General features: G+C 66.0%; 28 protein-coding genes. 14 read left to right on the top strand and 14 right to left on the bottom strand.

Going from position 1 to position 26,968, the window contains the following annotated elements:
• Window positions 1-14 precede the first annotated feature (14 nt).
• From WDB66_RS10985 to polA, 4 genes are all read right to left on the bottom strand, one after another.
• The gene (locus tag WDB66_RS10985; protein ID WP_339398628.1) at window positions 15-1,751 is read right to left on the bottom strand and encodes a vWA domain-containing protein; all 1,737 of its coding nucleotides are present in this window, start codon (window positions 1,749-1,751) and stop codon (window positions 15-17) included.
• A gap of 88 nt (window positions 1,752-1,839) precedes the next feature.
• Window positions 1,840-3,510 carry a ubiquinone biosynthesis regulatory protein kinase UbiB gene (ubiB, locus tag WDB66_RS10980; RefSeq protein WP_339398627.1) on the bottom strand — a complete coding sequence of 557 codons (1,671 nt, stop codon included), beginning with the start codon at window positions 3,508-3,510 and terminating at the stop codon, window positions 1,840-1,842.
• Window positions 3,511-3,541: 31 nt separating this feature from the next.
• Window positions 3,542-4,663, bottom strand: a complete 1,122-nt coding sequence (locus tag WDB66_RS10975; protein WP_339398626.1) for a pyridoxal-phosphate-dependent aminotransferase family protein — start codon at window positions 4,661-4,663, stop codon at window positions 3,542-3,544.
• A 504-nt stretch (window positions 4,664-5,167) separates the two neighbouring features.
• Window positions 5,168-7,966: a DNA polymerase I gene (gene polA / locus WDB66_RS10970; RefSeq protein WP_339398625.1), complete on the bottom strand. Its 2,799-nt coding sequence runs from the start codon at window positions 7,964-7,966 to the stop codon at window positions 5,168-5,170.
• Window positions 7,967-8,093: 127 nt separating this feature from the next.
• Here polA and WDB66_RS10965 point away from each other — a divergent pair, with 127 nt between their 5' ends.
• Entirely contained in the window at window positions 8,094-8,438 is a 345-nt protein-coding gene (locus tag WDB66_RS10965) for a DUF2782 domain-containing protein (RefSeq protein ID WP_339398624.1), read from the top strand.
• Window positions 8,439-8,493: 55 nt separating this feature from the next.
• Here WDB66_RS10965 and WDB66_RS10960 read toward each other — a convergent pair whose 3' ends face one another.
• A complete protein-coding gene (locus WDB66_RS10960; protein WP_339398623.1) occupies window positions 8,494-9,915 on the bottom strand; it encodes a coniferyl aldehyde dehydrogenase in 1,422 nt (473 codons plus the stop codon).
• A 293-nt stretch (window positions 9,916-10,208) separates the two neighbouring features.
• Between WDB66_RS10960 and WDB66_RS10955 the strand changes: the two genes are divergently transcribed.
• Window positions 10,209-10,541, top strand: a complete 333-nt coding sequence (locus tag WDB66_RS10955) for a hypothetical protein (RefSeq protein WP_339398622.1) — start codon at window positions 10,209-10,211, stop codon at window positions 10,539-10,541.
• A gap of 132 nt (window positions 10,542-10,673) precedes the next feature.
• Here the strand turns inward: WDB66_RS10955 and hemB are convergent, their stop codons facing one another.
• Entirely contained in the window at window positions 10,674-11,669 is a 996-nt protein-coding gene (gene hemB, locus WDB66_RS10950; RefSeq protein WP_339398621.1) for a porphobilinogen synthase, read from the bottom strand.
• 149 nt (window positions 11,670-11,818) lie between these two features.
• A complete protein-coding gene (locus WDB66_RS10945; protein ID WP_339398620.1) occupies window positions 11,819-12,577 on the bottom strand; it encodes a Bax inhibitor-1/YccA family protein in 759 nt (252 codons plus the stop codon).
• 196 nt (window positions 12,578-12,773) lie between these two features.
• On the opposite strand from WDB66_RS10945, the gene WDB66_RS10940 reads away from it, so the two are divergent.
• The 4 genes from WDB66_RS10940 (at window position 12,774) to WDB66_RS10925 (ending at window position 15,606) form a co-directional block, all read left to right on the top strand.
• Window positions 12,774-13,229, top strand: coding sequence for an SPFH domain-containing protein (locus WDB66_RS10940; RefSeq protein WP_339398619.1), 456 nt, complete (start codon window positions 12,774-12,776; stop codon window positions 13,227-13,229).
• Between the two features lie 73 nt (window positions 13,230-13,302).
• Window positions 13,303-13,938 carry a 16S rRNA (guanine(527)-N(7))-methyltransferase RsmG gene (gene rsmG / locus WDB66_RS10935; RefSeq protein ID WP_487930792.1) on the top strand — a complete coding sequence of 212 codons (636 nt, stop codon included), beginning with the start codon at window positions 13,303-13,305 and terminating at the stop codon, window positions 13,936-13,938.
• Window positions 13,939-13,948: 10 nt separating this feature from the next.
• Window positions 13,949-14,737, top strand: a complete 789-nt coding sequence (locus WDB66_RS10930; protein ID WP_339398617.1) for a ParA family protein — start codon at window positions 13,949-13,951, stop codon at window positions 14,735-14,737.
• A complete protein-coding gene (locus WDB66_RS10925; protein WP_339398616.1) occupies window positions 14,737-15,606 on the top strand; it encodes a ParB/RepB/Spo0J family partition protein in 870 nt (289 codons plus the stop codon). The genes WDB66_RS10930 and WDB66_RS10925 overlap by 1 nt, the downstream gene beginning before the upstream one ends.
• A gap of 10 nt (window positions 15,607-15,616) precedes the next feature.
• Here WDB66_RS10925 and WDB66_RS10920 read toward each other — a convergent pair whose 3' ends face one another.
• On the bottom strand, window positions 15,617-16,585 hold the full coding sequence (locus WDB66_RS10920; RefSeq protein ID WP_339398615.1) for a phosphatidate cytidylyltransferase: 969 nt from the start codon (window positions 16,583-16,585) through the stop codon (window positions 15,617-15,619).
• Between the two features lie 116 nt (window positions 16,586-16,701).
• Here WDB66_RS10920 and WDB66_RS10915 point away from each other — a divergent pair, with 116 nt between their 5' ends.
• Complete coding sequence (locus WDB66_RS10915; RefSeq protein WP_339398614.1) at window positions 16,702-16,953, top strand: AbrB/MazE/SpoVT family DNA-binding domain-containing protein; 252 nt, start codon at window positions 16,702-16,704, stop codon at window positions 16,951-16,953.
• Entirely contained in the window at window positions 16,953-17,297 is a 345-nt protein-coding gene (locus WDB66_RS10910) for a type II toxin-antitoxin system ChpB family toxin (RefSeq protein WP_339398613.1), read from the top strand. The genes WDB66_RS10915 and WDB66_RS10910 overlap by 1 nt, the downstream gene beginning before the upstream one ends.
• A gap of 41 nt (window positions 17,298-17,338) precedes the next feature.
• On the opposite strand, the gene WDB66_RS10905 is transcribed toward WDB66_RS10910, so the two are convergent.
• The 5 genes from WDB66_RS10905 to WDB66_RS10885 form a co-directional block, all read right to left on the bottom strand.
• Window positions 17,339-17,932 carry a lysophospholipid acyltransferase family protein gene (locus WDB66_RS10905; RefSeq protein ID WP_339398612.1) on the bottom strand — a complete coding sequence of 198 codons (594 nt, stop codon included), beginning with the start codon at window positions 17,930-17,932 and terminating at the stop codon, window positions 17,339-17,341.
• On the bottom strand, window positions 17,932-18,573 hold the full coding sequence (locus WDB66_RS10900; RefSeq protein ID WP_339398611.1) for a CDP-alcohol phosphatidyltransferase family protein: 642 nt from the start codon (window positions 18,571-18,573) through the stop codon (window positions 17,932-17,934). Before WDB66_RS10900 ends, WDB66_RS10905 begins: the two co-directional genes overlap by 1 nt.
• Window positions 18,570-19,196, bottom strand: a complete 627-nt coding sequence (locus WDB66_RS10895) for a mechanosensitive ion channel domain-containing protein (RefSeq protein ID WP_489670856.1) — start codon at window positions 19,194-19,196, stop codon at window positions 18,570-18,572. The genes WDB66_RS10900 and WDB66_RS10895 overlap by 4 nt, the downstream gene beginning before the upstream one ends.
• 163 nt (window positions 19,197-19,359) lie before the next feature.
• On the bottom strand, window positions 19,360-19,812 hold the full coding sequence (locus tag WDB66_RS10890; protein WP_339398609.1) for a hypothetical protein: 453 nt from the start codon (window positions 19,810-19,812) through the stop codon (window positions 19,360-19,362).
• The gene (locus tag WDB66_RS10885) at window positions 19,809-20,057 is read right to left on the bottom strand and encodes a DUF4160 domain-containing protein (RefSeq protein WP_339398608.1); all 249 of its coding nucleotides are present in this window, start codon (window positions 20,055-20,057) and stop codon (window positions 19,809-19,811) included. The genes WDB66_RS10890 and WDB66_RS10885 overlap by 4 nt, the downstream gene beginning before the upstream one ends.
• A gap of 118 nt (window positions 20,058-20,175) precedes the next feature.
• On the opposite strand from WDB66_RS10885, the gene WDB66_RS10880 reads away from it, so the two are divergent.
• Both WDB66_RS10880 and WDB66_RS10875 read left to right on the top strand, forming a co-directional pair.
• Window positions 20,176-21,774, top strand: coding sequence for a phytoene desaturase family protein (locus tag WDB66_RS10880; protein WP_339398607.1), 1,599 nt, complete (start codon window positions 20,176-20,178; stop codon window positions 21,772-21,774).
• Window positions 21,775-21,853: 79 nt separating this feature from the next.
• A complete protein-coding gene (locus WDB66_RS10875; protein ID WP_339398606.1) occupies window positions 21,854-23,053 on the top strand; it encodes a magnesium transporter in 1,200 nt (399 codons plus the stop codon).
• An 821-nt stretch (window positions 23,054-23,874) separates the two neighbouring features.
• Here the strand turns inward: WDB66_RS10875 and WDB66_RS10870 are convergent.
• On the bottom strand, window positions 23,875-24,648 hold the full coding sequence (locus WDB66_RS10870) for an AMP nucleosidase (RefSeq protein WP_339398605.1): 774 nt from the start codon (window positions 24,646-24,648) through the stop codon (window positions 23,875-23,877).
• 170 nt (window positions 24,649-24,818) lie between these two features.
• Here WDB66_RS10870 and WDB66_RS10865 point away from each other — a divergent pair, with 170 nt between their 5' ends.
• Genes WDB66_RS10865 through WDB66_RS10850 form a run of 4 tightly spaced genes read left to right on the top strand, consistent with a single transcriptional unit; the run spans window position 24,819 to window position 26,958 of the window.
• Complete coding sequence (locus WDB66_RS10865; protein WP_339398604.1) at window positions 24,819-25,595, top strand: beta-ketoacyl synthase chain length factor; 777 nt, start codon at window positions 24,819-24,821, stop codon at window positions 25,593-25,595.
• Window positions 25,588-26,364, top strand: a complete 777-nt coding sequence (locus WDB66_RS10860) for a lysophospholipid acyltransferase family protein (protein ID WP_339398603.1) — start codon at window positions 25,588-25,590, stop codon at window positions 26,362-26,364. The genes WDB66_RS10865 and WDB66_RS10860 overlap by 8 nt, the downstream gene beginning before the upstream one ends.
• A 7-nt stretch (window positions 26,365-26,371) precedes the next feature.
• A complete protein-coding gene (locus WDB66_RS10855; RefSeq protein ID WP_339398602.1) occupies window positions 26,372-26,647 on the top strand; it encodes a phosphopantetheine-binding protein in 276 nt (91 codons plus the stop codon).
• Window positions 26,648-26,706: 59 nt separating this feature from the next.
• Window positions 26,707-26,958, top strand: coding sequence for an acyl carrier protein (locus WDB66_RS10850; RefSeq protein ID WP_339398601.1), 252 nt, complete (start codon window positions 26,707-26,709; stop codon window positions 26,956-26,958).
• The last annotated feature ends 10 nt before the right edge of the window (window positions 26,959-26,968 follow it).

Below are 26,968 nucleotides of genomic sequence, written 5' to 3'. Positions count from 1 at the left end.
CGCCAGCGTCATCTTTACGGAGCGGTGACGCGCACCGGCTGGCGGGCGATGACCTGCCCACCCATGTGATAGATCAGTTCCCAGTCGCCGACTTCGGCGGGCGCGCGCAGCGTGAGGCTGTCGCCGTGCTCGGGGACATAGGCCCAGCCTTCGTAGGAACTGCCATCGCCGCCCACCGGCACGAAACCGATCCAGTGGCCGCCACCACGCGGGCCGCTGAAACCGACCACGACCTGGCTGCCGGCCACATGGCTGGCGTGCACTTCCAGATGGGCGCGGGCCGGCTGTACCGTCAGCGGCTGCGATGCGACCACGGCGGCGGATTCATACAGCACATAGCGGTATTCATACGCGCCGGGCTCCAGTGGTGCAGTAACCGTGACGCTGGATTGCGCGCCTTGCGGCCGGGCGTAGCCGTTGGCCACGTAGCTGCCGGCGTCGCCGCCTGCGGGCGCCACGCCGATCCAGTGGCTGCCGTGAGCCGGGCCCTGCGCTTGGATCGTGATCCGGTCCCCGGCCATTACTTCGGCTGGACCGCTGACGCTGGCCCTGGCCGGCTCCACCCGGATCGGGCGGCTGGCGATCACGCGTTCGCTTTCGTTGAGCACATAGCGCAGTTCGTATTCGCCGGGCGTGGCCGGCACCTTGAGTCGCAGCTCGCTGCGCGGCCCGGACAGCCGTGCGTAATGGTTGTTGATGTACGAACCGGCATCGGCACCGGTTTGCACGAAACCGACCCAGTGGCGCGGGCCTTCCGGGCCTTCGGCGATGACCCGGATCTGCTCACCGGCCATCGCGGTATCCGGCGCTTCGAGGCGGGCTTCCGCATCGCCGACCTGCAACGCGTGGCGCGCCAGCACGGATGGTGTCCGGCCAGGGCTGACGTAGCGCAGTTCATAGTTGCCGGCCTCGGCGGGCATCATCAGGGCAAGCTGGCCACGGGCCTGCTCGGCGGAGGACTCGGGCACATTGGTGTAGTGGATATAGCGGTGCTCGTCCGCGTCCGGCTGCGCCACGGCGATGTAATCGCGGGCATCGGCCGGGCCACTCCATTCCACTTCCAGCGGCAGCGTGATGCGCGCGCTGCCCTGCGGAGCCAGACTGGCGTTGGCAGGGGGCAGCGCTTCTGCCGCCGTGCTGGCCTGCACCGCGCCACGGATCGCGGTGCCCAGTTCGCCGGCATCACGTGCGTTGAAATAGCGCCCGCCGGTGTTTTCGGCCAGGCAGCGCAGCTGCGCCCGATGGGTCGGGTCGTTCACATCGAAACCGATCACGTGCGCGGTGAAATCCACGCCGCTGCGCGCCAGTTCGGTGCCGACCGCGCACGGGTCCATGTCGCAGGTTTCCTCGCCGTCGCTGACCAGCACCACGGTGGCTTTCTGTTCGCTCGCGCGCAGGGCCTGCGCGGCGTTGATGGTGGCCTGCGACAGCGGTGTCATGCCCTTCGGGTTGAGCGCATTGACCTGCGCCATGAACGTGCCGGCGTCGAGCGGGCCGAGCGGAATCAGGGTCTGGATGTCGCCGCAGTCGCCCTTGCGGGTGTGCCCGTAGGCGACCAGGGCGATGTGGTTGTCCGGCTCCCAGTCCGCGACGATGCCGGCGACCGCTTCGCGCGCGATTTCGATCTTGCTGCGGCCGTCGATCTGGCCCCACATGGAGCCGGAAGCATCCAGCACGATGGCGACGTTTTCAGCGGCCACGGCCGGGCCGGTGGCAAGCAGGGACAACAGCAACAGGCGTGACGGATACATCGGCGCGGCTCCACTCAATGGAAAGTGGAGGGATACGCGCATCCGGGTGAAAAGCGGACATGCCGGCATCAAGGCGCCGGCATGTCTGTCAGCGGGCGGGCTTTCGGGCGCGTGCGCTGATGAAGGCCAATAGCGAGCCACCGGCGGCGAGCCAGGCGCTGGCCGGCAGCCCGAGCCAGCGCGGGCCGGCCTGGTCGAAAGCGTAAAGCAGTGCGGCGGTGACCAGCAGGCCGCTGCCGAGCACTGCGCGCACCAGACGCCGTGGTGTGTCGCGCGCGGCGTCGGCCAGCGCGGCCAGATCCTGCGAGCGCAGGTTGACCGCGTGTGCGCCATCGACCTGTTGCACGAACCAGGCATGCACCAGCCGTGGCATGTCCGGTGCGCTGGACATCAGCTCCGGCAGACGCTGGCGGAACTCGCGCCGCAGCCGTGCCGGGCTGTAACGCTCGCGCAGGATGCGTTCCAGCACCGGGCGTGCAATCGCCCACAGGTCCAGGGTTGGATCCAGCAGGCGGCCCAGGCCCTCGATGTTGAACAGGGTCTTCTGGAGCAGGATCAGTTGCGGCTGCAACGTCAGTTCGTGCCGCTGCGCGGTGCGGAACAGTTTCAGCAGCACTTCGCCGAGCGAGAACTCGGACAGCGGGCGGGTGAAGTAGGGCTCGCATACCGCGCGTGCGGCCGCTTCCAGTTCTTCCACGCGGATGTGGGGCGGCATCCAGCCGGCGGCCACATGCAGCTCGGCGATGCGGCGGTAATCGCGGCGGAAGATCGCCATGAAGTTTTCCGCCAGCCAGTACTGGTCGCGCGGCGAGAGCTGGCCGACGATGCCGAAATCCAGCGCGATGAAGCGTGGATCGGCGGCGCGCGCCGGGTCCGGATCGACCCAGATGTTGCCGGCGTGGGCGTCGGCGTGGAAGAAGTTGTCGCGGAACACCTGTTCGTAGAACACCCGCACCGCCTTGGCCGCCAGCGCCTTGCGGTCGATGCCGGCGGCGTCGAGCGCGGCGACGTCATCGGACGGGATGCCGCGTACCCGTTCCAGCGTAAGCACGCTTTCACGCGTATGGCTCCAGACGATATCCGGGATGTAGAGATCGGCTGAATGTTCCCAGTTGCGGCGCAGCACGCTGGCGTTGGCACCTTCACGCTGAAGATCCAGTTCGGCCTGCAAAGTGGCGGCGATCTCGTCGACCACGTCGCCGGGGCGGATGCGGTGGGCACGCGGATGGTGGCGCTGCACCAGCCCGGCGAGGGTGCGCAACAGCGCGATGTCTCCGTCGATGCGGGCGTGGATGCCGGGGCGCAGCACCTTGATCACGACTTCGCGGCCGCCTTCCAGCGTGGCGGCGTGCACCTGCGCGATCGAGGCCGAGGCCAGCGGTGTGTCATCGAAACCGGCGAACAGGCTGTCGACCGGCGCGCCGAGCGCGGTTTCGATCTGCGCGCGCGCGATGCCGGCATCGAACGGCGCGACCTGATCCTGCAGCAGCGCCAGCTCTTGCGCGATATCCGGCGGCACCAGATCGCGCCGGGTCGACAGGATCTGCCCGAACTTGACGAAGATCGGCCCCAGTTCCTGCAACGCCAGGCGCAGCCGCACGCCGCGTGGCTGGTCGGCGGAAACGCGCGGTGCCAGCGGGCGCAGCAGCGCCAGCCGGCGTTCCAGCGGCGTGCCTTCCAGCAGTACATCGAGGCGGTAACGCAGCAGGGTGCGGCCGACCTGCCACAGACGGCGGCTGCCACGCAGGCGTTTCAGCATCAGCGCGGTACTCCGGCAGGCAGGGTCAGATTCACGCGCGTCGCCCCAGGGCCTGGGCCAGTGCTTCGAGCACGCGATCCACGGCTTCAGGACGGCTGGAGGCGCCCATCAGCCCGATGCGCCAGATCTTGCCGGCCAGCGGTCCGAGACCGGCGCCGATTTCGATGCTGTGGGTGTCCAGCAGGGTGCGGCGCACGCCGGCTTCGTCGACACCTTCGGGCACGACCACGGCATTGAGTTGCGGCAGCCGATGGCGCTCGTCCACCAGCAGTTCCAGACCGAGCGCCTGAAGACCATCGCGCAGCCGTTCGTGGTTGGCACGGTGACGCGCCCACGCGGCCGTCAGGCCTTCTTCCTTCAGCATCGTCAGCGATTCATGCAGCGCATAGGCCATGTTGACCGGTGCGGTGTGGTGGTAGCTGCGCCCACCGCTGCCGTCCCAGTAGCCCATCACCAGGCTCAGGTCCAGGAACCAGCTTTGCACCGGTGACTTGCGTGCCTTCAATGTGCCGGTGGCGCGGGCGCTGAAGCTAAGTGGTGAAAGACCTGGCGGCGCCGAAAGGCATTTCTGCGAACCAGAATAGATCGCATCGATGCCCCAGCCATCGACATCCAGTTCGGTGCCGCCCAGGCTGGTGACCGCATCCACGATCGACAGCGCGCCGTGTTCGCGCGCCAGCCGGCACAGCGTGGCGGCATCGGAGGCGGCGCCGGTGGAGGTTTCAGCGTGCACGAAGGCGACGGCCTTGGCGCCGGGGTTGGCGCGCAGCGCGGCTTCGACCTTGTCCGGATCGACCGGCTGGCCGAAATCGTCTTCGACCATCACCGGCGTGGCGCCCACGCGCAGCACGTTTTCGCGCATGCGCCCGCCGAACACGCCGTTGCGGCAGACGATGACGGTATCGCCGGGTTCGATCAGATTGACGAAGCAGGTTTCCATGCCGGCCGAACCGGGCGCCGAGACCGGAATCGTCAGCGTGTTGGCGGTCTGGAAGGCGTAGCGCAGCAGTTCCTTGAGCTCATCCATCATGCCGACGAAGGCGGGATCCAGATGGCCGATCGTGGGGCGGGCCAAGGCATCGAGGATGCGCTGCGGCACATCGGACGGGCCGGGACCGAGCAGCAGGCGACGGGGCGGGTGGAAGCTGGGCATGGCGGACGTACCTGTGGGAGGGGACCGTCCGCTAGTTTACGCGGTGCAGCGCACAATGCCCGGGTCGGGCGGACAAGCTTGCAGGAGGCACAAAAGAAAAGCCCCGCAGGCCAGGGGGGAGACCTGCGGGGCCGGGCTGGAATCGGGGCCAGGGGAGAGCCAGGGATTCCAGCGGATCCACCCGAGGGGGGGCAGGTGGATCACGGGTGGCGTTGCGTCCACCGTGGGCATAGATTATCAAAACAGCCTGAAGGTTCCCTGAGTTTTGCATTGGGCCAAAGGACAATTCAGGACGCATTCATTGCTTCGCGACGAAGCCGGCCAATTGTGCCAATGGCCATGTGTTTTCAGTGACTTATGGCCAGTCGCCCGATCTCTCGGGAGTCGGGATTGAAAACCAATGAAACAGTGTGGGGAATATGTCGCCATATTCAAGTGCCACTGGTCACGGCGCGGTTGCGGAAGCTGGTGGCGGCGCGACGGGAGACATGATTCCGGGCGGCATCAGTGCGCCTGGTCCCAGTTGTCGCCCACACCGGCATCCACGATCAGCGGCACCCGCAGCGAGGCGGCGTCCTCCATGCGCTGGCGCACCTGGGAGATGAGTGTTTCGACGAAGCCGGTGTCGGACTCGAACACCAGTTCGTCATGCACCTGCATGATCATCCGGGCCTGCTCGGCGTGGGGTTCGAGCCAGTCATGCACCTGCCGCATCGCACGCTTGATGATGTCCGCCGCGGTGCCCTGCATGGGCGCATTGATCGCGGCGCGTTCGGCGCCGGCGCGCTGGTTGGCGTTGCGCGAACGGATCTCGGCCAGATACAGGCGGCGGCCGAATACGGTTTCGACATAGCCGCGCTCGCGTGCCTCCTCGCGGGTGCGTTCCATGAAATCGTGCACGCCCGGATAGCGGCTGAAGTACAGGCTGATGTAGTCCTGCGCCTGGTTGCGCGGCACATCCAGCTGGCGCGCCAGACCGAACGCGCCCATGCCGTAGATCAGGCCGAAGTTGATCGCCTTGGCAGCGCGGCGCTGGTTGGCATCGACCGCGTCCAGTTCCACTCCGAAGACCTCGGCGGCGGTGGCGCGGTGGATGTCCTGGCCCTGTTCAAAGGCGCTGATCAGGCCGGCGTCGCCGGACAGGTGGGCCATGATGCGCAGTTCGATCTGGGAATAGTCGAACGCCACGATCGCGCGCCCCGGCGGCGCGACGAAGGCGCAGCGGATGCGGCGGCCGTCCTCGCTGCGGATCGGGATGTTCTGCAGGTTCGGGTCGCTGGAGGACAGCCGTCCGGTGGCGGCGCCGCCCTGGTGGTAGCTGGTGTGCACCCGGCCGGTGTCCGGGTTGATCATTTCCACCAGCTTTTCGGTGTAGGTGCTGCGCAGCTTGGTCAGCGCGCGGTAGTCCAGGATCAGGCGCGGCAGCTCGTGCTTGTCGGCGATGGCTTCCAGCGCGTCCTCGTTGGTGGAGGGCTGGCCCGTAGGGGTTTTCACTACGATCGGCAGGTCCAGCTCCTCGAACAGCAGCGCCTGCAACTGCTTGGGCGAGTCCAGGTTGAACTTGCGCCCGGCGATCTCGAAGGCGCGGGTCTGGATCGCCAGCATCCGCGCGGCCAGGTCGCGGCTCTGGCGGCGCAGTTCGTCGGCGTCGATCAGCACGCCGTTTTCCTCGATCCGGGTCAGCACCTCGACCAGCGGCATTTCGATCTCGTTGTAGACCTTCAGCAGCGACGGCTCGGCGCCGAGTTTTTCAGCCAGCACCTGGTACAGGCGCAGGCAGATGTCGGCGTCCTCGGCGGCGTAGCGCGTGGCGGTTTCGATATCCACCTGCGAGAACGGAATCTGCTTGGCGCCCTTGCCGGCGATGTCCTCGTAGCGCAGCGTGCTGTAGCCCAGATAGCGCAGCGCCAGCGAATCCAGATCGTGGCGGGTGGCGGTCGAGTTCAGCACGAAGCTCTGCAGCAGCGTGTCCTGTGCATAGCCGCGCATCTGCACGCCGTGACGGCGCATCACGTGGAGATCGTATTTGCCGTGCTGGCCGAGCTTGGGCCTTGCTGCATCCTCCAGCACCGGGCGCAGCGCATCCAGCACCTGTTCGCGTGGCAACTGGGCCGGTGCGCCGGGGTAGTCGTGCGCCAGCGGCACGTAAGCGGCGCGGCCGGATTCAACCGCAAAACTCAGGCCGATCAGATTGGCGCGCATCGGGTCGAGCGAGTCGGTTTCGGTGTCGAAGGCGATCAGCTCGGCATCGCGCAGGCGTTCGATCCAGCCGGCCAGCGCGTCGGCATCCAGAATGGTTTCGTATTCACCCGGTGCCGCCAGGGCCGGATCCAGCCCGTGTTCGGGTGCGGCCGCTGCGCTGATGTGGCCGCGGCCGCGTACCTTGCCCGGTTCGGTCAGTGCATCGCGGGAGCCATCGCCCGGCGGCGGGGGCTCCACGTCATTGCCATTGCCATTGGCGGCGCCCAGTTCGCGCAGCGCCTGGTTGAAGCCGTAGCGGGTGTAAAGCGTACGCAAGGTGTCGGTGTCGCGTTCGCGCAGGGCAAGATCGTCCGGGTTCTGCGGCAGTGGCACATCGAGGCGGATTGTCACCAGTTCGCGGTTCAGCGGCAGGCGTGGCAGGGCGGCACGCAGGTTGTCGCCGACCTTGCCCTTGATCTGGTCGGCCTGTTCGATCACCGCGTCCAGCGAGCCGAACTGGTGCAGCCATTTGGCGGCGGTCTTGGGGCCGCACTTTTCCACACCGGGCACGTTGTCGACGGCGTCACCCATCAGCGCCAGATAATCGACGATGCGTTCGGGTGGCACGCCGAACTTTTCCTCGACATCGGCCGCGCTCGCGGTGCGGCTGCCGCTCATGGTGTTGACCAGCGCAATGCCGGGCCGCACCAGCTGCGCGAAATCCTTGTCCGAGGTGGAGATTTCGACCTCGATGCCGTCCTTTTGTGCCGCCACCGCCAGGGTGCCGATCACATCGTCGGCTTCGACCCCGGATTCGCGCAGGATCGGCAGCCCGAGCGCTTCGACAATGGCCAGCATCGGTTCCACCTGGGCACGCAGGTCGTCCGGCATCGGTGGCCGGTTGGCCTTGTAGTCCGCATACAGCTCGTCACGGAAGGTGGGGCCGGGGGCGTCGATGACGAAGGCGGCGTAGTCGGGTTTTTCCTTCAGCGTGGTGCGCAGCATGTTGACCACGCCGAACAGCGCGCCGGTGGGCGACCCGTCCGGCCCGGTCAGCGGCGGCAACGCGTGGAACGCGCGGTACAGGTAGGAGGAGCCATCGATCAGTACGAGCTTTTTCACGGCGTATGCGCCTTGCCATCAGGTGATGGCCGCTAGTTTAGTCGCGCCGCTGCGCACAGGTTCGACGGCGTGGCTGCCGCTTGCCGGTGGTCCGGTTATTCTGGAGGCCCCGCCACGGAGATGTGTCATGCGAATCATTGTCCTGACTCTCAGCGCATTGCTGGCCTGCGGTGCCGCGTTCGCACAGGAAACGGAAACCACGCCCGCACCGCGAGCCGAGCCGCCGCTGCCGGAAAAGATCACCCTGCCGGAAACGCCAGGCGAAGGCCCGACCGTGACGATCCGCCGCCAGGAAAACGGTGATTCGGTGCAGGAATACCGCGAGAACGGGCGCCTGACGATGGTCAAGGTCACGACCCCGGCCGGCATCACCTACAGCCTGCTGGATACCAACGGCGACGGCCTGCTCGACAAGAGCGACCACGATGGCCCGGTCGGCCCGGTGTACTACACGATCTACAAGTGGAACTGAGATTTTTCGTGCTGCGGTCGGCCGTTCTCCTGCCGACCGCAGCCGTGGATCGGATTCAGCGAGTCAGGAACTTCACCAGACGATCAGCCAGCCCGCGATAGGGCGGCTTGAACAGCGCCATGCTGCTCAGCCGTGCCTGGTGGAACACCGGCTTGCGCTTGCTGAAGGTCAGGAAGCCCTCGTGCCCGTGATAGGCGCCCATGCCGCTGGGGCCGACGCCGCCGAACGGCAGGCTGGACTGGGCGATATGCAGCACGGTGTCGTTGACGCACACGCCGCCCGAGATGGTGCGCTCCAGTACGCGCTCGGTCCGTGCCCGATCCAGATCGAAGTGGTACAGCGCCAGCGGACGGTCGCGCGCGTTGATGTAATCGATCGCCGCATCGACCGAGTCGCAGCCGACCAGCGGCAGGACCGGGCCGAAGATTTCCTCGCGCATCAAACGGCAGTCTTCCGGCGCATCCAGCACCAGCGTCGGCGGGATCAGGCGTTGCGCCTGCGCCTGTTCCGCATCCACTTCCAGCAATGGCAGCACCGTCGCACCTCGTGCGGCGGCTTCGTCGAGCCAGTCGCGCAGGCGGCGGTACTGGGCCGGGTTGATGATGCGGGTGTAGTCCGGGTTGTCGTCCAGGCTCGGGTAACGCGCCGCCACTTCGGCCTTCAATGCCTGCACGAACTCCTCGCGCGCGGCATGCGGCAGCAGAATGTAGTCGGGCGCGATGCAGGTTTGCCCGGCATTGAGCCATTTGCCGGTGGTGATGCGGGCAGCGGCTGTGGCCAGCGGATAGCCGGGCGCGATGATGGCCGGGGATTTGCCGCCCAGTTCCAGCGTCACCGGGGTCAGGTTTGGCGCGGCGGCGGCCATCACATGGCGCCCGACCGCGGTGGAACCGGTGAAGAACAGGTGATCGAACGGCAGGGCCGAAAACGCTGCCGCGACATCGGCTTCGCCCAGCGCCACCGCGACGCGTTCGGGCGGGAACACCTGTGCCAGCAGTGATTGCAGAAACGCGCTGGTATGCGGCGCGTGTTCGGAGGGTTTCAGATAGACATGGTTGCCGGCGGCAATGGCTGAAATCAGCGGAATCAGTGCCAGGTTCACCGGGTAGTTCCACGGCGCGATGATGCCGACCACGCCCAGTGGCTGGAAACGGATCTGCGCGCGCGCCGGCAGGAACAGCCAGTCCACTGGCCGTCGCTGCGGCTTCATCCAGCGCTTCAGCCGGCGCCGGGTGTGATCGATTTCGGACAGCACCGTCATCGCGTCGGTCAGCAGGCTCTCATGCCGCGAGCGGTTGCCGAAATCGGCGTTCAAGGCATCCAGCATGTCCTGCTGGCGGGCCTTGAAGGCGGCTCGCAGGCGCAGCAGATCGTCGCGGCGCTGTGTCAGATCCGGCGGATTTGCGGCCTGTGCGGCGCGCAGGCGTTCCAGCGTCGGAGCCAGATCGGAGAGTGGAGTGGCGGCGGGCAGGTTCATGTGCGCCAGTGTACCGGCCTGTCTGCCGGGTTGCGCCGGCTGCAACGGTCTGGAACCGGTGAGGTGATCCACCTGTGCGAACACTCTTGTCGCCAAGGGCGTGAGCGCCCCGCTGGCACAGGGACAGAGCGGCGTGGAAACGGGCAAATCAACGTGCGTGGGATACCCCGTCAGCGTATTGCAGACCGGCCTGGTGCAAGGGCCAAGTCAAGACTGGTACGCGCATCTGACGGTGTGCTATCAATGCTCGGATTTGTTGCCTTCCGGCAACTTCCACTTGGAGAAAACGCTCTATGTTGCGTCCAGTTCGCTTGGCTTTCCTTCTGCTGTCCCTGTTCTGGGCGGCATCCTCTTTTGCGGCGGATTACTACGTCGACATTACCAACAAGACCGGCCACACCATCTGGTACCTGCACGTCAGTCCGGGCAAGGCCAAGAGTTGGGAAGAAGATGTGTTGGGCGACGAGGTTCTCGCCGACGGCGAGCGCAGGCGCGTCACCCTCACGGGCTACTCCAGCTCCATTTTCGATATCCGCCTGACCGATGAGGACGGCGACACCTACACCTTCTGGAATGTCGACGTGGCCACCCAGGATCTGGAAGTGACGCTGGCTGACCTGGATTGATGCAGCCGCTTGAAACCGTCCCGTGATCGAAAGCGAAGACGCAGACGGGAACGGGGCAAACCCGCTTGGAGCCGGGTGGTCATCGTGGCGTGACCACCCGGTCCTGATTCACATAAGTACGAAGCCGCGGCCTCAGCCGCCCGCCTCGCGCAGCCAGCGTGCCGCATCCAGTGCGAAATAGGTCAGGATGCCATCCGCCCCAGCGCGCTTGAACGCCAGCAGGGTTTCGAGCGCGACCTCCTTTTCATTGATCCAGCCGTTGCCGGCGGCAGCCTTGATCATCGCGTACTCGCCGCTGACCTGGTACACGAAGGTCGGGCGCCCGAAGCGCTGTTTCACCCGATACACGATGTCCAGATACGGCAGGCCGGGTTTGACCATCACCATGTCGGCGCCTTCGGCCAGATCCAGCGCCACCTCGTGCAGCGCCTCGTCGGAATTGGCCGGGTCCATCTGGTAGGTGTGCTTGCTGCCCTTGCCGAGGCTGGCGGCGCTGCCGACCGCGCTGCGGAACGGGCCGTAGAACGAACTGGCGTACTTGGCGCTGTAGGCCATGATGCGGGTATGGATGAAGCCGGCTGATTCCAGTGCGTTGCGGATCGCGCCGATGCGTCCGTCCATCATGTCGCTGGGCGACAGCACATCGACCCCGGCGGCGGCGTGCGCCAGCGATTGCCTGATCAGCGCCTCGACGGTTTCGTCGTTGAGGATGTAGCCGGCCTCGTCGATCAGCCCGTCCTGACCGTGCGAGGTATACGGATCCAGCGCCTGGTCGCTCATCACGCCCAGTTCCGGGAAACGCGACTTCAGCGCACGGATGGCGCGCGGCACGATGCCGTCTTCGTCCCAGGCGATGGCGCCGTCATCGGTCTTGGCGGCCGCATCGGGCACGCCGAACAGGTCGATCAGCGGGATGCCCAGTTCCAGCGCCTGTTCGCCGACCTTGAGCAGTTCGTCGATCGAGAGCCGCTCCACGCCCGGCATCGAAGGCACCGGCGCGCGGCCTTTTTCCTCGTGCACGAACACCGGCAGGATCAGGTCGTTGGCGGTCAACACGTTCTCGCGCATCAGGCGGCGGGAGAAATCATCGTGGCGCATGCGGCGCGGACGGCTGGCGGGAAAGGACATGGCGCGAACGGCTTTGCAGGGAAGGGCCAGCCATTCTACCGCCGCAGGGTTTTCCCGCCCCGGATGAGCGTGCCGGCGCAACGGAAACGGGGCGCCGCAGCGCCCCGTTCGTTCCAGCCTCGATGTGCGAGGTTCCGGCGTACGTGGCTTCAGTCGCGCGATTGCAGCTTGGCCAGCAGGCGCAGGAACTCCACGTACAGCCAGATCAGCGTCACCAGCAGCGCAAAGCCGCCGAACCATTCCATGTACTTGGGCGCGCCGTGGCTGACGCCGGTTTCGATCAGATCGAAATCCAGCACCAGATTCATCGCCGCGATCACCACCACGAACAGGCTGAAGCCGATGCCGATCAGGCCCGATTCGTGGATGTACGGAATGTTGATGCCGAAAAAGCCCAGCCCGATCGTGGCCAGATAGATCAGCATGATGCCGCCGGTGGCCGCGACCACGCCGGCACGGAACTTCTGCGTCACCTTGATCATGCCGCTGCGATAGGCGAACAGCATCGCGAACAGGGTGCCGAAGGTCAGCATCACCGCCTGCATCACGATGCCTTCGTAAAGATGCGCGAACACCGCCGAGATCGCGCCCAGGAAAAACCCTTCCAGCAACGCATACAGCGGTGCGGTGACCGGCGACCACTGCTTCTTGAAGATCGTGATGAAGGCCACGATCAGCCCGCCGATCACGCCGCCCCACATGTAGATCGGTGCGGCCGCAGTCGGGCCGGCCGGCGAAATCGACTGGTTCCACGCGAAGGCGGCGGTCAGAACGGTCAGAAACAGCAGGAAGCCGGTCTTGGCGATGGTGCCGTTGAGCGTCATCGCATCGGCCGGGCGCGACAGCACCGCGCCGCTGCCCAGATCAAGGAAGGTGGAGTCGCTGAGGACGGGGTTGCCGCTGCGCATGGGAAGGTCCGGAAAGGGAAACGGTCGCGACGATAGAGGCAGCTGTCGCCGAGTTTGTTAACCGGAAGTTAAACGGCCGTGTGCATAATGTTCACCAATGTGCTGAATCGTTTGCAGCGAAGTGCTAGATTCGAGCGCAAAACCTTCAGCCAAAAGGCTGAAATCACTGGAAAACCCAATTGCCTGGTGAATGGTCATGATGTTTCTTCTGGTTCTGCTGCCGCTGCTCGCCGTGATGATGGCCGGTCTGCGCTGGGTGCCTGAAGACACGGTGCTGACCGTGCACCGCTTCGGACGCTACGTCCGCACCCTGACGCCGGGCCTGCGCTTCACCCTGCCGCTGGTGGATCAGGTTGCGCACCGCGTGCGGCTGGTCGGGCATCAGCTCGAAGTGCCGCTGGCAGGCGAGGACGCCGCACGCGCCGATGTCTACTACCAGATCCTGGAGCCCAAGCGCACCGGCAACGCACTGGAAAATGTCGATGCCGTGGTCCAGCGCCATGTCGTGCAGGCACTGTCGCAGCTGGGCGGCGCCGAGAATGCCGATCACGGCCCGCGTCTGGCGGTGCACCTGCGTGAGCTGAACCAGGACCTGTCCGAATTCGGTCTGCGGGTCACCCGCTGCCAGGTCCACCCCGGCACTTCGGCCTGACGCACGGAAATCCGCGCAGCGTTGCCAGCATCGGCGCTGCTGCCGATACTGGGCGGCTTCCCCGCTTCCGGTGGTGCGCGTGAACCCGCTTTCCTCTCTGACGCCCGAACTCGATGCCGGCCTGGCCGAACTGGGCATCACCACGCCCGGCCTGACGCCGCGCCTGCTGGACTATCTGGCGCTGCTGGTGCAGTGGAACCGGGCCTACAACCTCACCGCGATCCGCGATCCGCAGGAAATGCTGGTCAAGCACCTGCTCGATTCGCTGTCGATCGCGCCCTTCGTGCAGGGCCGCGTGGCCGATATCGGCACCGGCGCCGGCCTGCCCGGCATTCCGCTGGCGCTGAACGATCCGCAGCTGCGCGTGAGCCTGGTGGAAACCGCCGGCAAGAAGGCCCGCTTCCTGCGCGAAGCGGTGCGCCAGCTCGGGCTTTCACAGGTCACCGTGCACGATTGCCGCGCCGAGGATGTGCCCGAAAGCGGCCAGCACGACCAGTTGATCGCGCGCGCTTTGGCCACACTTGAAGGTATCCTGACGCTCGGGGGGCACCTGCTGCGGCCCGGCGGCCGCCTGCTGGCGATGAAGGGGCGCGTGCCGGACGAAGAGATTGCCGCGCTGCCGCAAGGCTACCGGCATATCGCCACCCATCCGCTCGTGGTGCCCGGCCTGGCGGCCGAACGGCATCTGGTCGTTGTCGAGAAACTCTAGAAAGAATCCCATGTCGCGCATCATCGCAGTGGTCAACCAGAAGGGCGGGGTCGGCAAGACCACCACGGCCGTCAACCTCTCGGCCGCACTGGCGGAAATCGGCCGCCGCGTGCTGCTGGTGGACCTTGACCCGCAGGGCAACGCCACCATGGCCTCGGGCATCGACAAGCGCGAGGCACATCCTTCCGGCTGCGAAGTGCTGCTGGGCGAGTCGCCCGCCGAACAGGCGATCCAGAGCACGGCCGGCAAATACGATCTTCTGCCCAGCAACACCGACCTGATCGCGGCCGAACTGCAACTGATGGACCTTTCCGACCGCGAAACCCGCCTCAAGCAGGCGCTGGAACCGGTGGCACGCAACTACCAGTACGTGATCATCGATTGCCCGCCCTCGCTCAGCCTGCTGACGCTCAATGCGCTGACCGCCGCCGACAGCGTGCTGGTGCCGATGCAGTGCGAATACTTTGCGCTGGAAGGCATCGCCGCGCTCACCGACACCATGGACGTGGTCAAGCGCCGGCTCAATCCTACGCTGGAAATCGAAGGCATCGTGCGCACCATGTACGACGTGCGCAACGGCCTGACCAACGCCGTTTCGGCCGAACTGCAACGCCACTTCGGCGACAAGGTCTACCGCACCGTGATCCCGCGCAACGTGCGTCTGGCCGAAGCACCCAGCCACGGGCAAAGCATCATCGACTACGACCGCGCCTCGCGCGGCGGCGTCGCCTATCTGGGCCTGGCCGGCGAAGTGATCGGGCGCGAACGCCAGTACATGGCGCGAATGGAGGCACATTGATGGCCAGAAAACCCGCACTGGGGCGCGGCCTCAGCTCCCTGATCCGCGAAGTGGACGCGGCCGCGACTGAAACCGTCAGCGCCGGTGATCGCCTCGCCACGCTGCCGATCGAAAAACTCCAGCCTGGCAAATACCAGCCGCGCCGCCACATGGATGCGGAAAAGCTGGAGGAACTGGCCGAATCGATCAAGGCCCAGGGCCTGATCCAGCCGATCATCGTGCGCGCGGTCGCCAAGGACCGCTACGAGATCATCGCCGGCGAACGCCGCTGGCGCGCCTCACAACAGGCCTCGCTGCGCGAAGTGCCGGTGGTGATCCGCGCCATCGACGACACCACCGCGCTGGCGATGGCGCTGATCGAAAACATCCAGCGCGAAGACCTGAATCCGCTGGAAGTGGCCACCGCATTGCAGCGCCTGATCGATGAATTCGACCTCACCCACCAGCAGGCCGCCGAAACCGTCGGCCGCTCGCGCGCTGCGGTCAGCAACCTGCTGCGCCTGCTGGAACTGCCCGAAGCGATCCGCGTCTTGGTGGACCGTCGTGAACTGGAAATGGGCCACGCCCGCGCCCTGCTCACGCTGCCGCAGGCCCAGGCCATCGCGCTGGCGCAGCAGGCCGCCGCCGAACAATGGTCGGTGCGTGAAACCGAACGCCGCGTGCAGGCCCTGCAGAAGGGCATCGCCGCTCCGCCCAAGCCCGCCGCACGCAAACCCGATGCCGATATCGCCGCACTGGAGCGCGAACTGTCCGAATCGCTCGGCGCCCGCGTCAGCCTGCAATCAGGCCGTGGCGGTCGCGGCAAACTGGTGATCGCCTACCACAGCCACGACGAACTGGACGGCATCCTGGAACGCATGCGGCGCTGAGCCCCGGGCGCTACGCGAACGCGTAACGCACCACATGGAAGAAGATCGGCGCGGCAAACGTCACCGAATCCAGCCGGTCCAGCATGCCGCCGTGGCCTTCGATCATTTGGCCCCAGTCCTTCGCGCCCAGGCTGCGTTTGACCGCCGACAACGCCAGCCCGCCAAGAAATCCACAGATCACGATCAGCAGCGACATCAGTCCGGACTGCAACGGCGTGAACGGCGTGATCCACCACAGCGCCGCGCCTACGCCTGCCGCTGACAACCCGCCACCGACCAGCCCTTCGACGGTTTTCGACGGGCTCACGCTCGGTGCCAGCTTGTGCTTGCCGAACAGTTTTCCGAACACGTACTGCAACACGTCGGAGAGCTGCACCACCAGCAGCAGGTACAGCAACAGCAGCAGATTGCCGCCCTCGTAGCCGGGAATATCGAGCAGCAACAGTGCCGGCGCGTAACTGATGCAGTACACCGTCAGCATCAGGCCCCACTGGATCTTGGTGTTGCGGGCGAGGAAGTCCTCGGTATCCCCGGCCAGCGCCGACACCGCCGGCAGCAGCAGGAAGCCGTACACCGGGATGCACATCACGAACAGGCCGTACCAGTCGATCCCGATCAGGAAATACTGCAACGGGATCGCCACGTAGAAACACAGGCACAGCACCAGATGGTCGCCGCGCCGCGTCGGCGTCAACGTGACGAACTCGCGCAAGGCCAGAAACGACGCGATGGCGAACAACACCAGCGTCGCCACCGGCCCGAGCAGGAAGCACGCGCCCAGCACCGCGACCATCGCCCACCACGCATTGATCCGCGCCACGAGGTTGTCCACCGTCGCGCCGGGCTTGCGGCGCTTCAGCAGCGCAGCAACCGTGCTGGCGATCAGCAGCAGCATCAGCACGCCGCCCATCACCTGCCAGAACTCTTCCGGCGTGCGCCGCAGCAATGCTTCAAACCAGATCAGGATCGAATCGCTCATGCCCGTCAAACCGTCCAATGTGTTTCAAGGCGCGAAGTGTACCCATACATTGTTTGACAATGTTGAACATCGGTTCTAGCCTGACGGACGTGCAACACTGCAAAACAGGTATCCCGATGGAACTGGTCCTGCGCAAATACGGCAACAGCACGGTGGCGGTGCTGCCGCCTGCGGTATTGCGGGAACTGAACCTGGCCGCCGGCCAGACGATGACGCTGGGCACCACCGCCGAAGGCGATATCGTGCTCTCGCCCAGGCACAAATACACACTGGCCGACCTGATCGCGCAATGCGATCCGAAGGCACCGCCGCCCGCCGACCTGGCCCTCTGGGATGCGGCACGGCCCGTGGGTGGCGAGGTCTGGTGATGGCGGTGTTCGAGCGCGGCGACGTGGTGAGCGTGCCGCTCGACCCGGCCTTCGGTCACGAACAGCGCGGCACCCGCCGTGCCCTGGTGCTGACACCGCGCGCCTTCAACCGCTTCGGCGATACGCTGGTGGCACCCATTTCCCAGGGCGGCGACTACGCGCGCTTCGCTGGATTCGCGGTGAGCCTTTCCGGCACCGGCTGCAAGACCCAAGGCGTAGCCCTGCTCAACAAGGTGCGGATGCTCGATCTGGCAGCACGCAAGGCGCGCAGGATCGAGCGTGTTCCGGCAGTGGTGATCGACGATGCGCTGATGCGGCTGGCGGCGATGCTCGAACTGGCGTGAGGCCTGCGAGCAGGGCGCATGGAATTGCACCCTGCGCAAAGTTAAGCCAACTCCATCACCGCCGCGCGGGCGCGTTGCAGGTATTCGTCTTTCGATTCGCCCGGTGCCGGTTTCACCACCGCACCGAAACGCGCGGTGCAGATCAATGGCACCGGCAACAGGCTGCCTTTGGGCAGGCTGCGGCGGGCGTTGTCCAGATACACCGCGACCGGTTCCATGTCCGGGTGGGCACAGGCCAGGTGGTAGATGCCGGACTTGAAGCGGCCCGGGGTTTCGTCCGGGTTGCGCGTGCCTTCGGGGAAGATGATCAGCGAATCGCCTTGCGCCAGTGCCGCATGCAAGGGTGCGAGCGGATCGTCCTGCGGGTTTTTGCGCTCACGGTCGATCAGCACAGCATTCAGGCCGCGATGCGCGACCAGCGCGCGCAGGCCACCGCCCCAGTAATCCTTCGCCGCCACCGGCCGGGTACGGCGGCGCAGATGCGGGGGCAGCGCCGCCCACAGCGTCACGGTGTCCAGATGGCTGCCGTGGTTGGCGAAGTAGATGCGCTGGCGTGGTTCCGGCCGCACCCCGATCCAGCGTGGATAGGCGCCGAAAAACAGTTTCGCCAGCGCCACCAGTGCCCGCGCCAGCATCAGCCGCGCTCCCGCAACTGCGCCGCGATCGCACGGCTGCGCAGCACGCAGGTCAGCGCCGAACCTGCCGCGATCAGCACCGATGCCGCCAGCAGTGCGTGCACGCCGCCGCGCCAGTGAAGCTCCGCCGCGGTGATCAGCAGCGCCGCCGTCATCACCGCCATGCGATGCGGTTTGGCCTGCGGCCCGCGGAAATCCTGTGCCAACCCGAGGCTGCCGCCGGTGACGCGGATATAGGCCGTCAACGCCGCGAGCAGGGCCATCAGCCAGCCCAGCCAGCCGTGACCGGCGGCATGGCCGAGTGCGATGAGGAACAGCGAATCGGCGATGCGGTCGGGAAATTCGTTGTACAGCGCGCCCACCGGTGACTGCTTGCCGCCTTCGATCGCGACCATGCCGTCGAGCAGGTTGCACAGCAGCCGCAACTGCACGCACAGCGCCGCCAGCACGAAGCCGGCCGGCGTCGGCCAGTACAGCAGCAGACCCGCGCCGATCAGCGCGAACACGATGCTCAGCACCGAAATCTGGTTTGGCGTCACCGCACTTTTCACCAGCGCACTGGCCAAGGCCCTGGCCCAGCCGGCGCTGCGCGTGGTCAGCGGGCGGCGGTTTTCGTTGTTGTGCGTATCGGCTTCGGTCATGGCGGTGTGGTTTCGATGGCAGGTGTGGCCGCAGGTGCGGGAAGGCGCGTCGGCAATGCCGGAATCGCATCACCGCGCCAGCGCCGCAGCGTGCGCTGGAAGAACAGGTTGTTGGGAATCTGCACCATGCTGCCGTTCTGCAGATCGCCGCTTTCCACCAGCGTGGTGTAGATCAGGTTGATGTCGATGACGCGGCCCCTGATGCCGGGTTTCTCGCCATTTTCCAGCAGTTCGACGGTGTCATTGAGGCGGAACGGACGCGTGGTGAAGATCAGCAGCGTGCAGAAGATGTTGGACAGCACGCTCCAGGCTGCGAAGAACGCCACCGCGCCGACCGTGGCAAAGCCGGTGAACGCGGTCCACAGCACCGTGCCGGAGACGCCCAGCAGGTCCAGGGTCAGGAACAGCGCCGCCGCGCCAATCAGAAACCCCAGGATGCGCCGTGCCGCCATCGCCAGCGCGAAGGGTAAATCGTAGCGCCGACACAGGCGCTCGATCAGGCGCCGCAACAGGTACTGCAACAGCGCGGCCAGCAACAGGATCAGTACGATCTTCGCCAGCGGCAGCAGCACCTCGAACCACTCCTGCACCCACAGCGGCATCCGTTCCTTCATCGCCTGCATATCCATGTCATCACGTCGCGCGCATGTTAGCCCGGAGTTTTCATGAAATGTCCGGCGTGGGTGGAAGGGGCGGCGGCACGCGTGGCGGTGTGGGGTAGTGCTGCCGGATAGGCCGGCAGGCGATGGGAGAATCGGCAGCGGTTCGAGGCCGGGATCATCCGCCTCAGGCGGCAGTGCGGGACTGCTGCACTTCCCAGCCGAGCAGAGCCAGGCCGACGGTTTTCGGGATGGCTTTTTCACCGCTGCGGTAATAGGCCAGCATCCGGCGGCTCAGGCCCAGGGCCTCGGCGGCGGTGGAAAGGGAGAGTCTGTGCCGCGCCATCCAGGCGATGATCTGCTGATGTGAAAACTCGCCGGCCTGTTCCAGGATCAGGGCGCGAAGATTGTCGCTGGCCAGTGCCAGTTCGTCGTCGGCGGCGAACACCACGCCGCGGCTCCACTCGTCAACGGCAACCTGTGCGAAAACCCCGGGTTCACGTAGCCGCGCCAGCGTGGGGTGGTGGGCGATGACACCGGACAAATCGGCTTCTCCACTGAATCCGTCGGCGAAGGAAAGTAGCAGTCGCGCCGGTGCCCGTGCGGCGACACGGGTGATCAGGAATTGAGGCTGGTTCATGGGTTCAGTTCCTTCCATTTCACACCAAGCATGGTCCTGTTGGCTGCTGCCCAGGCGATGGCCGGCGCCCGCTCGCGTGCCTTGAGACTGCTGGAGATGGGCCGCAAGGTTTCGATTTCCACCAGAGCCTCGCGGCCATCGCTCATCCGGACATGGAAATGCGGTGGCAGGTGGTCATTGGCGTACTTCGTGACCGTGGCGATGGACAGGCGGACCAATGTCGGCATGAAGGCATGGTGGTGCAACCATTGCTCCATTCAACCCCGGCAAACATGGCCATCGGGGCGCGCTGTCCAGCCATGTCCACGGCTATCCACCAATGCCGCGATAATCCCCGCCACCACACGCGGGCGGGGGAAGACGATGCAGGTGTTCGATGCGGTCATCATCGGCGGCGGCCACAACGGGCTGGTGTGCGCGGCGTATCTGGCCGGGGCCGGATTGAAGGTGGCGGTGCTGGAACGCCGTGCGGTGCTGGGCGGCGCGGCGGTGACCGAGGAATTCCATCCGGGCTTCCGCAATTCCACCGCCAGCTACACGGTCAGTCTGTTGAATCCGGAAGTGATCGCCGATCTGCGCCTGCACCAGCATGGTTTGCGCGTGGTCGAGCGCCCCTTTGCAAATTTCCTGCCGCTGCCCGATGGCACCGCGTTCCGCCTCGGCGGCGAGGACGGCATGGCGGAACTGGCACGACGCTGGCCGCGCGATGCGCAGCGTCTGCCGGACTATTACGCGATGCTCGAACGCGTGGTCGCGGTGCTGCGTGAGCTGATGCGCCAGACCCCGCCGAATGTGTCGGAGCGCTTCGTGCTGGCCGACTGGCTGGCCTCATGGCAGGTGGGTAGGCGGTTGAAGCAATTGGACATGCGCGGGCGGCGTGATCTGCTCGATCTGTTCACCAAATCCGCCGGCGAGATGCTCGACCACTGGCTCGAATCCGAACCGCTGAAAGCGGCCCTGGGCTGGGATTCGGTGGTCGGCAATTTCGCCAGCCCCTACACGCCGGGCAGCGCCTATGTGCTGCTGCATCACGTGTTCGGCGAAACCAATGGCAAGCCCGGCGTTTGGGGCCACGCGATCGGCGGCATGGGCGCGATCACGCAGGCGATGGCGGCCGAATGCCGGATGCGTGGCGTGGAGCTGTTCACCGATGCGGCGGTGGCGCAGGTGCGGGTCGGTCAGGGGCGGGCCAATGGTGTGGAACTGGAAGACGGCCGCTGGTTCGCGGCGCGCTGCGTGGTCGCCAACGTCAATCCGAAACTGCTCTACACGCGTCTGGTGGAGGCGGCCGAGCTGGATACCGATACGCGCGAACGCATCGCCCGCTACCGCTGCGGTTCCGGCACCTTCCGCATGAACGTGGCGCTGTCCGACCTGCCGGATTTCAGCGCCGCGCCCGGCACCGCGCTGCAGGCGCATCACCAGAGCGGCATCCTGATCGCGCCGTCGCTGGGTTATATGGAACGCGCCTGGTTCGATGCCAAATCGCGCGAACATAACCCCGGCTGGGCGCGCGAGCCGATCGTTGAACTGGTGATCTCCTCCACCCTGGACGACAGCCTGGCGCCGCCCGGCCAGCACGTGGCCAGCCTGTTCTGCCAGCATGTCCACCCCGACATGCCGGACGGCTGGGATACGCACCGCGATGCCGTGGCGCAGCTGATGATCGACACCGTCGACCGCGTCGCGCCGAATTTCGCTGCCAGCGTGCTGGGCTGGAGCGCGCTGACACCGCTGGATCTGGAGCGTGGATTCGGTCTGGTCGGCGGCGACATCTTCCACGGCGCGCTGGGGTTGGACCAGCTGTTCAGCGCGCGTCCGCTGCTGGGTCAGGGAAATTATCGCGGTGCATTGCCCGGCCTTTACCTGTGCGGCTCGGGCACCCATCCGGGCGGCGGCGTCACCGGCCTTCCGGGGCGCAATGCGGCACGTGAAATCCTGCGTGACCTGCGCCGGCGCTGACATGTCGTGCTGCTCGGGCAGGGCCGGCATCGGGTACATTCGGCCGCTGCGCCCGGTTGCGGGCCGAGGATGATCCCGGATGGATGACACCCAGACCCTGCTGACCCGGCTGGCGCAACTGGATCCGCGCAGCGGCGCCGACCTGCTCGACCACCTGCCCGACGCGCGGATCGCGGATCTGCTCAGCCGCCTGCACATTGGCCTGGCGGTGGAAGTGCTGGAGGAATTCGAACCGGCCCGGCGCGAACGCATCGCCGCCGCCGTGCCGTTCGGCCGTGAGCCGCTGTGGCTGCTCGGCCACACCTATCCGGAAGGCACGGTCGGGCGTCTGATGGAACGCCCGGCGGCGGTGTTTCCACCCGGCGCGAGCGTGGCCAGCGTGCTGGAAACCCTGCGCCAGATCGTGCGCCAGCGCATGGTGGTCTATGTCTTCGTGGTCGAAGCCGATGGCGCGCTGGTCGGCGTGGTGGCGTTCCGCGAACTGGTGTTCGCCGAGGCCGATGCCACGCTGGAGAAGATCATGCTGCGCGAGCCGTTCCGGCTGCGGCCGGAGCAGAAGTTCGTCGAGGCCATGCGCCAGGTGGTGACGCATCATTTCCCGGTCTATCCGGTCTGCGACGAGGCCGGCCGGCTGCTGGGCATGGTGCGTGGGCAGGCATTGTTCGAGCAGCAGGCCTTCGAGATTTCCGCGCAGGCCGGCAGCATGGTGGGTGTGGAGAAGGAGGAGCGCTTGGCCACGCCGTGGTCGCGCAGCTTCCGTTTCCGCCATCCGTGGCTGTTGTTGAACATGCTGATCGCCTTCGGTGCCGCGACCGTGGTCGGGCTGTTTGAATCCACCATCGACAAACTCGTGGTGCTCGCTGCGTTCCTGCCGGTGATGTCGGGCCAATGCAGCAATCTGGGCGCGCAGGCGCTGGCGGTGACGATCCGCGGCATGACCCTGGGTGAACTGCGCGACACGCCGCGCTGGCGGGTGCTGGCCAAGGAAGCCTGGCTGGGGCTGCTAAATGGCGCGGTCAGCGGCCTGATCGCCGGGGTGGTGCTGTATTTCGTCGCGCAATCGCAGGATCTGGTGTCACCGCTGTGGCTGGCTGGCGCGATCTTCCTGGCGTTGTCGCTGAGCTGCATGTTCGCCGGCCTGTCCGGTGCCGCGATCCCGATGCTGCTGCGCCGTCTCGGTGCCGACCCGGCCACAGCTTCGGCGATCTTCCTGTCGGTGGCCACCGACATCAGCAGCATGGGCCTGTTCCTCGGGCTGGTGGCCTTGCTGCTGCATTGAGCCGGATCAGGTCCGCCTTCCGCATCCGCTGATGCGGCCGTGCGTCGCGCCGGCACAGCGCGTCGATGCCCGATTATCGGGTCGCCCCTGATGGGCAGCCGCATGGCGCTGCCCTAACGTTGAAGCGTGATCGGCACCGCATCGCGGCTGCCATGCAACACGTCGCGCGCAACAGCGTGACGCAGGGGAAAAGGGATGCTGGCACTGAACGGACTCCGGGTGGAGGGGCTCGCGCGCCACCTGCTGTTTCGCACCATCGATCTGGACGTGACCGCACCGGGATTGTTGTTTCTGGTGGGCGCGGCCGGCATCGGCAAATCGCGGTTGTTGCAGGCGCTGGCTGCAGCGGCGAAGGATCCGGGTTCGCGGCCGCGTGCCACGCTGCACGGCATGGCGCCGTTTCTGCTGCGGCATCTGGGGCAGCGCGAAGTGTTGCCGGGTGCAGGCACGTTGGCGTCCTGCCTCGTGCAGCAGGGCATCGACTCGGCACATTTTTCAGCAGGGAATCCATCACTTCAGCTGGACGAACCAATGGCCGAGGCATCGGCCACGCGACGCCGGCTGCTGGCCGTGCTCGCGAATCTGGCGGCGCCGGTCCCCTGCCATCTGCTGGACGAACCCACGGCCGGGCTGGACGCGGTCGATATCCGCAGCGTGCACGAAGCAACCGCCCGACGCGCCAGCGAGGCGATGTTGGTGGTGGTCACGCACAGCCGGCGCGATTGCCTGGCGCTGGGTGGTCAGGTCGCGCTGTTGGCCGGTGGTGCTTTGTCGATGCCGGAGCGGGCGTCATGCCGGTTGGCACGACGCCCAGCGGGCGATCAGTCGAAACGCAGGTGCTTGACCGACTTGCCATTGCGGCGGATCAGCTTCAACGCTTCGATGCCGATCTGGATGTGGCGTTCGACGAAATGCGTGGTGATCTTGGCATCGCTGGCCTCGGTCTTGACGCCTTCGGGAATCATCGGCTGGTCCGAAACCAGCAGCAGCGCACCGGACGGAATCGAATTGGCGAAACCGGCCGCGAAGATTGTCGCGGTTTCCATGTCCACCGCCATGCAGCGCATCTGCCGCAGGCGCTCCTTGAACGCGTCATCGTGCTCCCAGACGCGGCGGTTGGTGGTGTAGACGGTGCCGGTCCAGTAGTCGTGGCCGAGGTCGCGGATCATCGTGGACACCGCGCGCTGCAACGCGAACGCCGGCAGCGCCGGAACCTCCGGCGGCAGATAATCGTTGGAAGTGCCTTCGCCACGGATCGCGGCAATCGGCAGGATCAGATCGCCCAGCTCGTTCTTCTTCTTCAGCCCACCGGTCTTGCCCAGGAACAGCACCGCCTTGGGCGAAATGGCCGAGAGCAGATCCATCATCGTGGCGGCATTGGGGCTGCCCATGCCGAAGTTGATCATGGTGAGGCCGTCAACGGTGCAGCTGGACATCGGCCGGTCACGCCCGACCACCTCGCCGCCCATCATGCGCGCGAAATTGTCGACATAACCGCCGAAGTTGGTCAGCAGGATGTGCTCCCCGAACTGATCCAGCGGCACGCCGGTGTAACGCGGCAACCAGTTGTTGACGATGTCTTCTTTTTCCTTCATGTGAACACCTTGGAGTTGGAGCAGGGCAGGCACGGATGTGCGGATGCCCATTCTAGCGGGAGCCGTCGCGGGTTCCGTTGCAGCGTGGAGCACGGCATGGGGGATGCAGGGTGGCATCCGGGCGGCGGGGCGGATTTAATGCACGTCCCTGCATGGTGACGGATCAACTGATGGGCAACGCTTCGAGCATCGCGTTCCGGGTGACGGGCTGGGCGGCATGGGCGCCGGGGCTGGAGACTGCCGAGGACTGGCAGGCGTGGGCGCGGCAACCTTTTGCGCCAACGGGTGAAGCGATGCCGGCACTGGAAAAGGTGCCGGCGATGCAGCGCCGCCGCATCGACCGGCTCGGCCGTGCCGCGATCCAGACGTTGGACGATTGCCGCCTCCCGCAGGATGCTGGGCAGCCACTGGTGTTCGTGTCGCGCCACGGCGATGTGGGCCGATCCTATGCGTTGCTGGAAGCACTTGGCGCGCAGCAGTCGATGTCTCCGACCCAGTTCGGGCTGTCGGTGCACAACGCTATCGCGGCGCTGTATTCGATTGTGCGTGGCGAGCGCGGCAACTACACCGCGCTGGCCGGCGGCTGCGCCAGTGTCGAAACCGCGCTGGTCGAGGCGGTGGGGCTGCTGGCCGATGGCGCCGCGTCGGTGTCGCTGGTGGTATGTGATTCGCAGGCGCCGCAGGCCTATACATCCTTTCTTGACGAGCCGGACGCGTTCTTCGGTTTCGCCTGGCGGCTGGTCGCGGATGATGCGGGTGCCGCTGCGGAAGCGCCGGGTGAACGGCTGTCGCTGCATTGGGATGACGCCTCCACGCTGCCGGATCAGGCCGCCGATGCCGATACGCTTCCCAATGCCCTTGCCGCGCATCATTTTCTGCTGTCGGGTGCTTCGCGGCGCCGGGAGCAGGCCGAAGGTGTGCAGTGGTGCTGGAAGCGCCATGCGTGAATGGCTGGATCACGGCTGGCGGGTGATCGCCACCGGCATCAGTTTCGCCGCCTTCGGTATCGGTGGGCTGTTGCTGGGCCTTTTCGTGTTCCCGTTGCTGCGCCTACTGGTGCGCGACCGTGCACGCTGCCGACGCATATCGCGGCGCCTGGTGCAGGTCAGTTTCCGTTTCCATGTCGAATTGATGCGGCTGCTGGGCGTGCTCACTTACGAGTTGCATGACGTCGAGCGGCTGCGCGAGCCGGGCCGGCTGGTGCTGGCCAACCATCCGACCCTGATCGATGTGGTGTTCCTGATATCGCTGATGCCCAATGCTGATTGCATCGTCAGGTCCGGGCTGGCGCGCAACCCCTTCACCCGCGGGCCGATTCTGGCCTGTGGATACATCTGCAACGACGATGGTGCGGCCCTGGTGGACGATTGCATCGCCGCGTTGCGGGAAGGCAGCACCCTGCTGATCTTTCCCGAGGGCACGCGCACCCGGCGCGATGTGCCGATGCGGCTGCAACGCGGTGCGGCGAACATCGCGGTGCGGGGAGGCGTGGATGTCACGCCGGTGCGATTGCGCTGCTCGCCGCTGACCTTGGGCAAGGGGGATAAGTGGTATCGTGTGCCGTCGCAGCGCTTTCATTACAGCGTCGAGGTGGGGGAAAATCTCGACGTCACGCCATATTTGGCGGATGGGCAGGGCGAAGCCCTCGCCGCGCGACGCTTTACCGAGTATCTCACCCACTACTTTTCGAACGAGGCCCGCCGTGCAGGCGGTTGATGCTCCATTGGAAAACCAAGCCACATCCGAACTGAAAGACGAAATCAAGGCACTGATCATCCAGACCCTGGCGCTGGAGGATATTGCTCCCGATGACATCGATGCCGCGGCGCCGCTGTTCAACGAGGGCCTGGGGCTGGACTCGATCGATGCGCTGGAACTTGGCCTGGCGTTGCAGAAACGCTATGGCATCGTGTTGTCCGCTGATTCCCAGGAAACCCGGCGGCATTTCGCCAGCGTGGATGCGCTGGCCAGCCTGGTGGCGGCCGGAAGGCCGGCCTGAGACCGGTTTCGTTCCATTTCAACCATCGGCCGAATTACGACGGCAAGGATTCTGTCGCCATGACTCCCCAAGAACTTTTCGCGCATATCTCCACCATTCTCCAGGACACCTTCCAGATCGAGGCCGAGCGCATCACGCCGCAGGCCCGTCTCGGCGAGGATCTGGATATCGACAGCATCGATGCGGTCGATCTGATCGTGCAGCTCAAGCCGCTGCTGGGCAGCAACCTGCAACCGGATGCGTTCAAGTCGGTGCGCACGGTGCAGGATGTGGTCGATGTGCTGCACGGCCTGATCCGGGAAACCGCCTGAGCGGGAACCG

It is taken from the genome of Denitratimonas organivorans (genome assembly GCF_037478135.1).
Lineage (GTDB): Bacteria > Pseudomonadota > Gammaproteobacteria > Xanthomonadales > Xanthomonadaceae > Denitratimonas.
The sequence above is the reverse complement of the archived record's forward strand: the minus strand, read 5'-3'. Positions and strand labels throughout refer to the sequence as shown.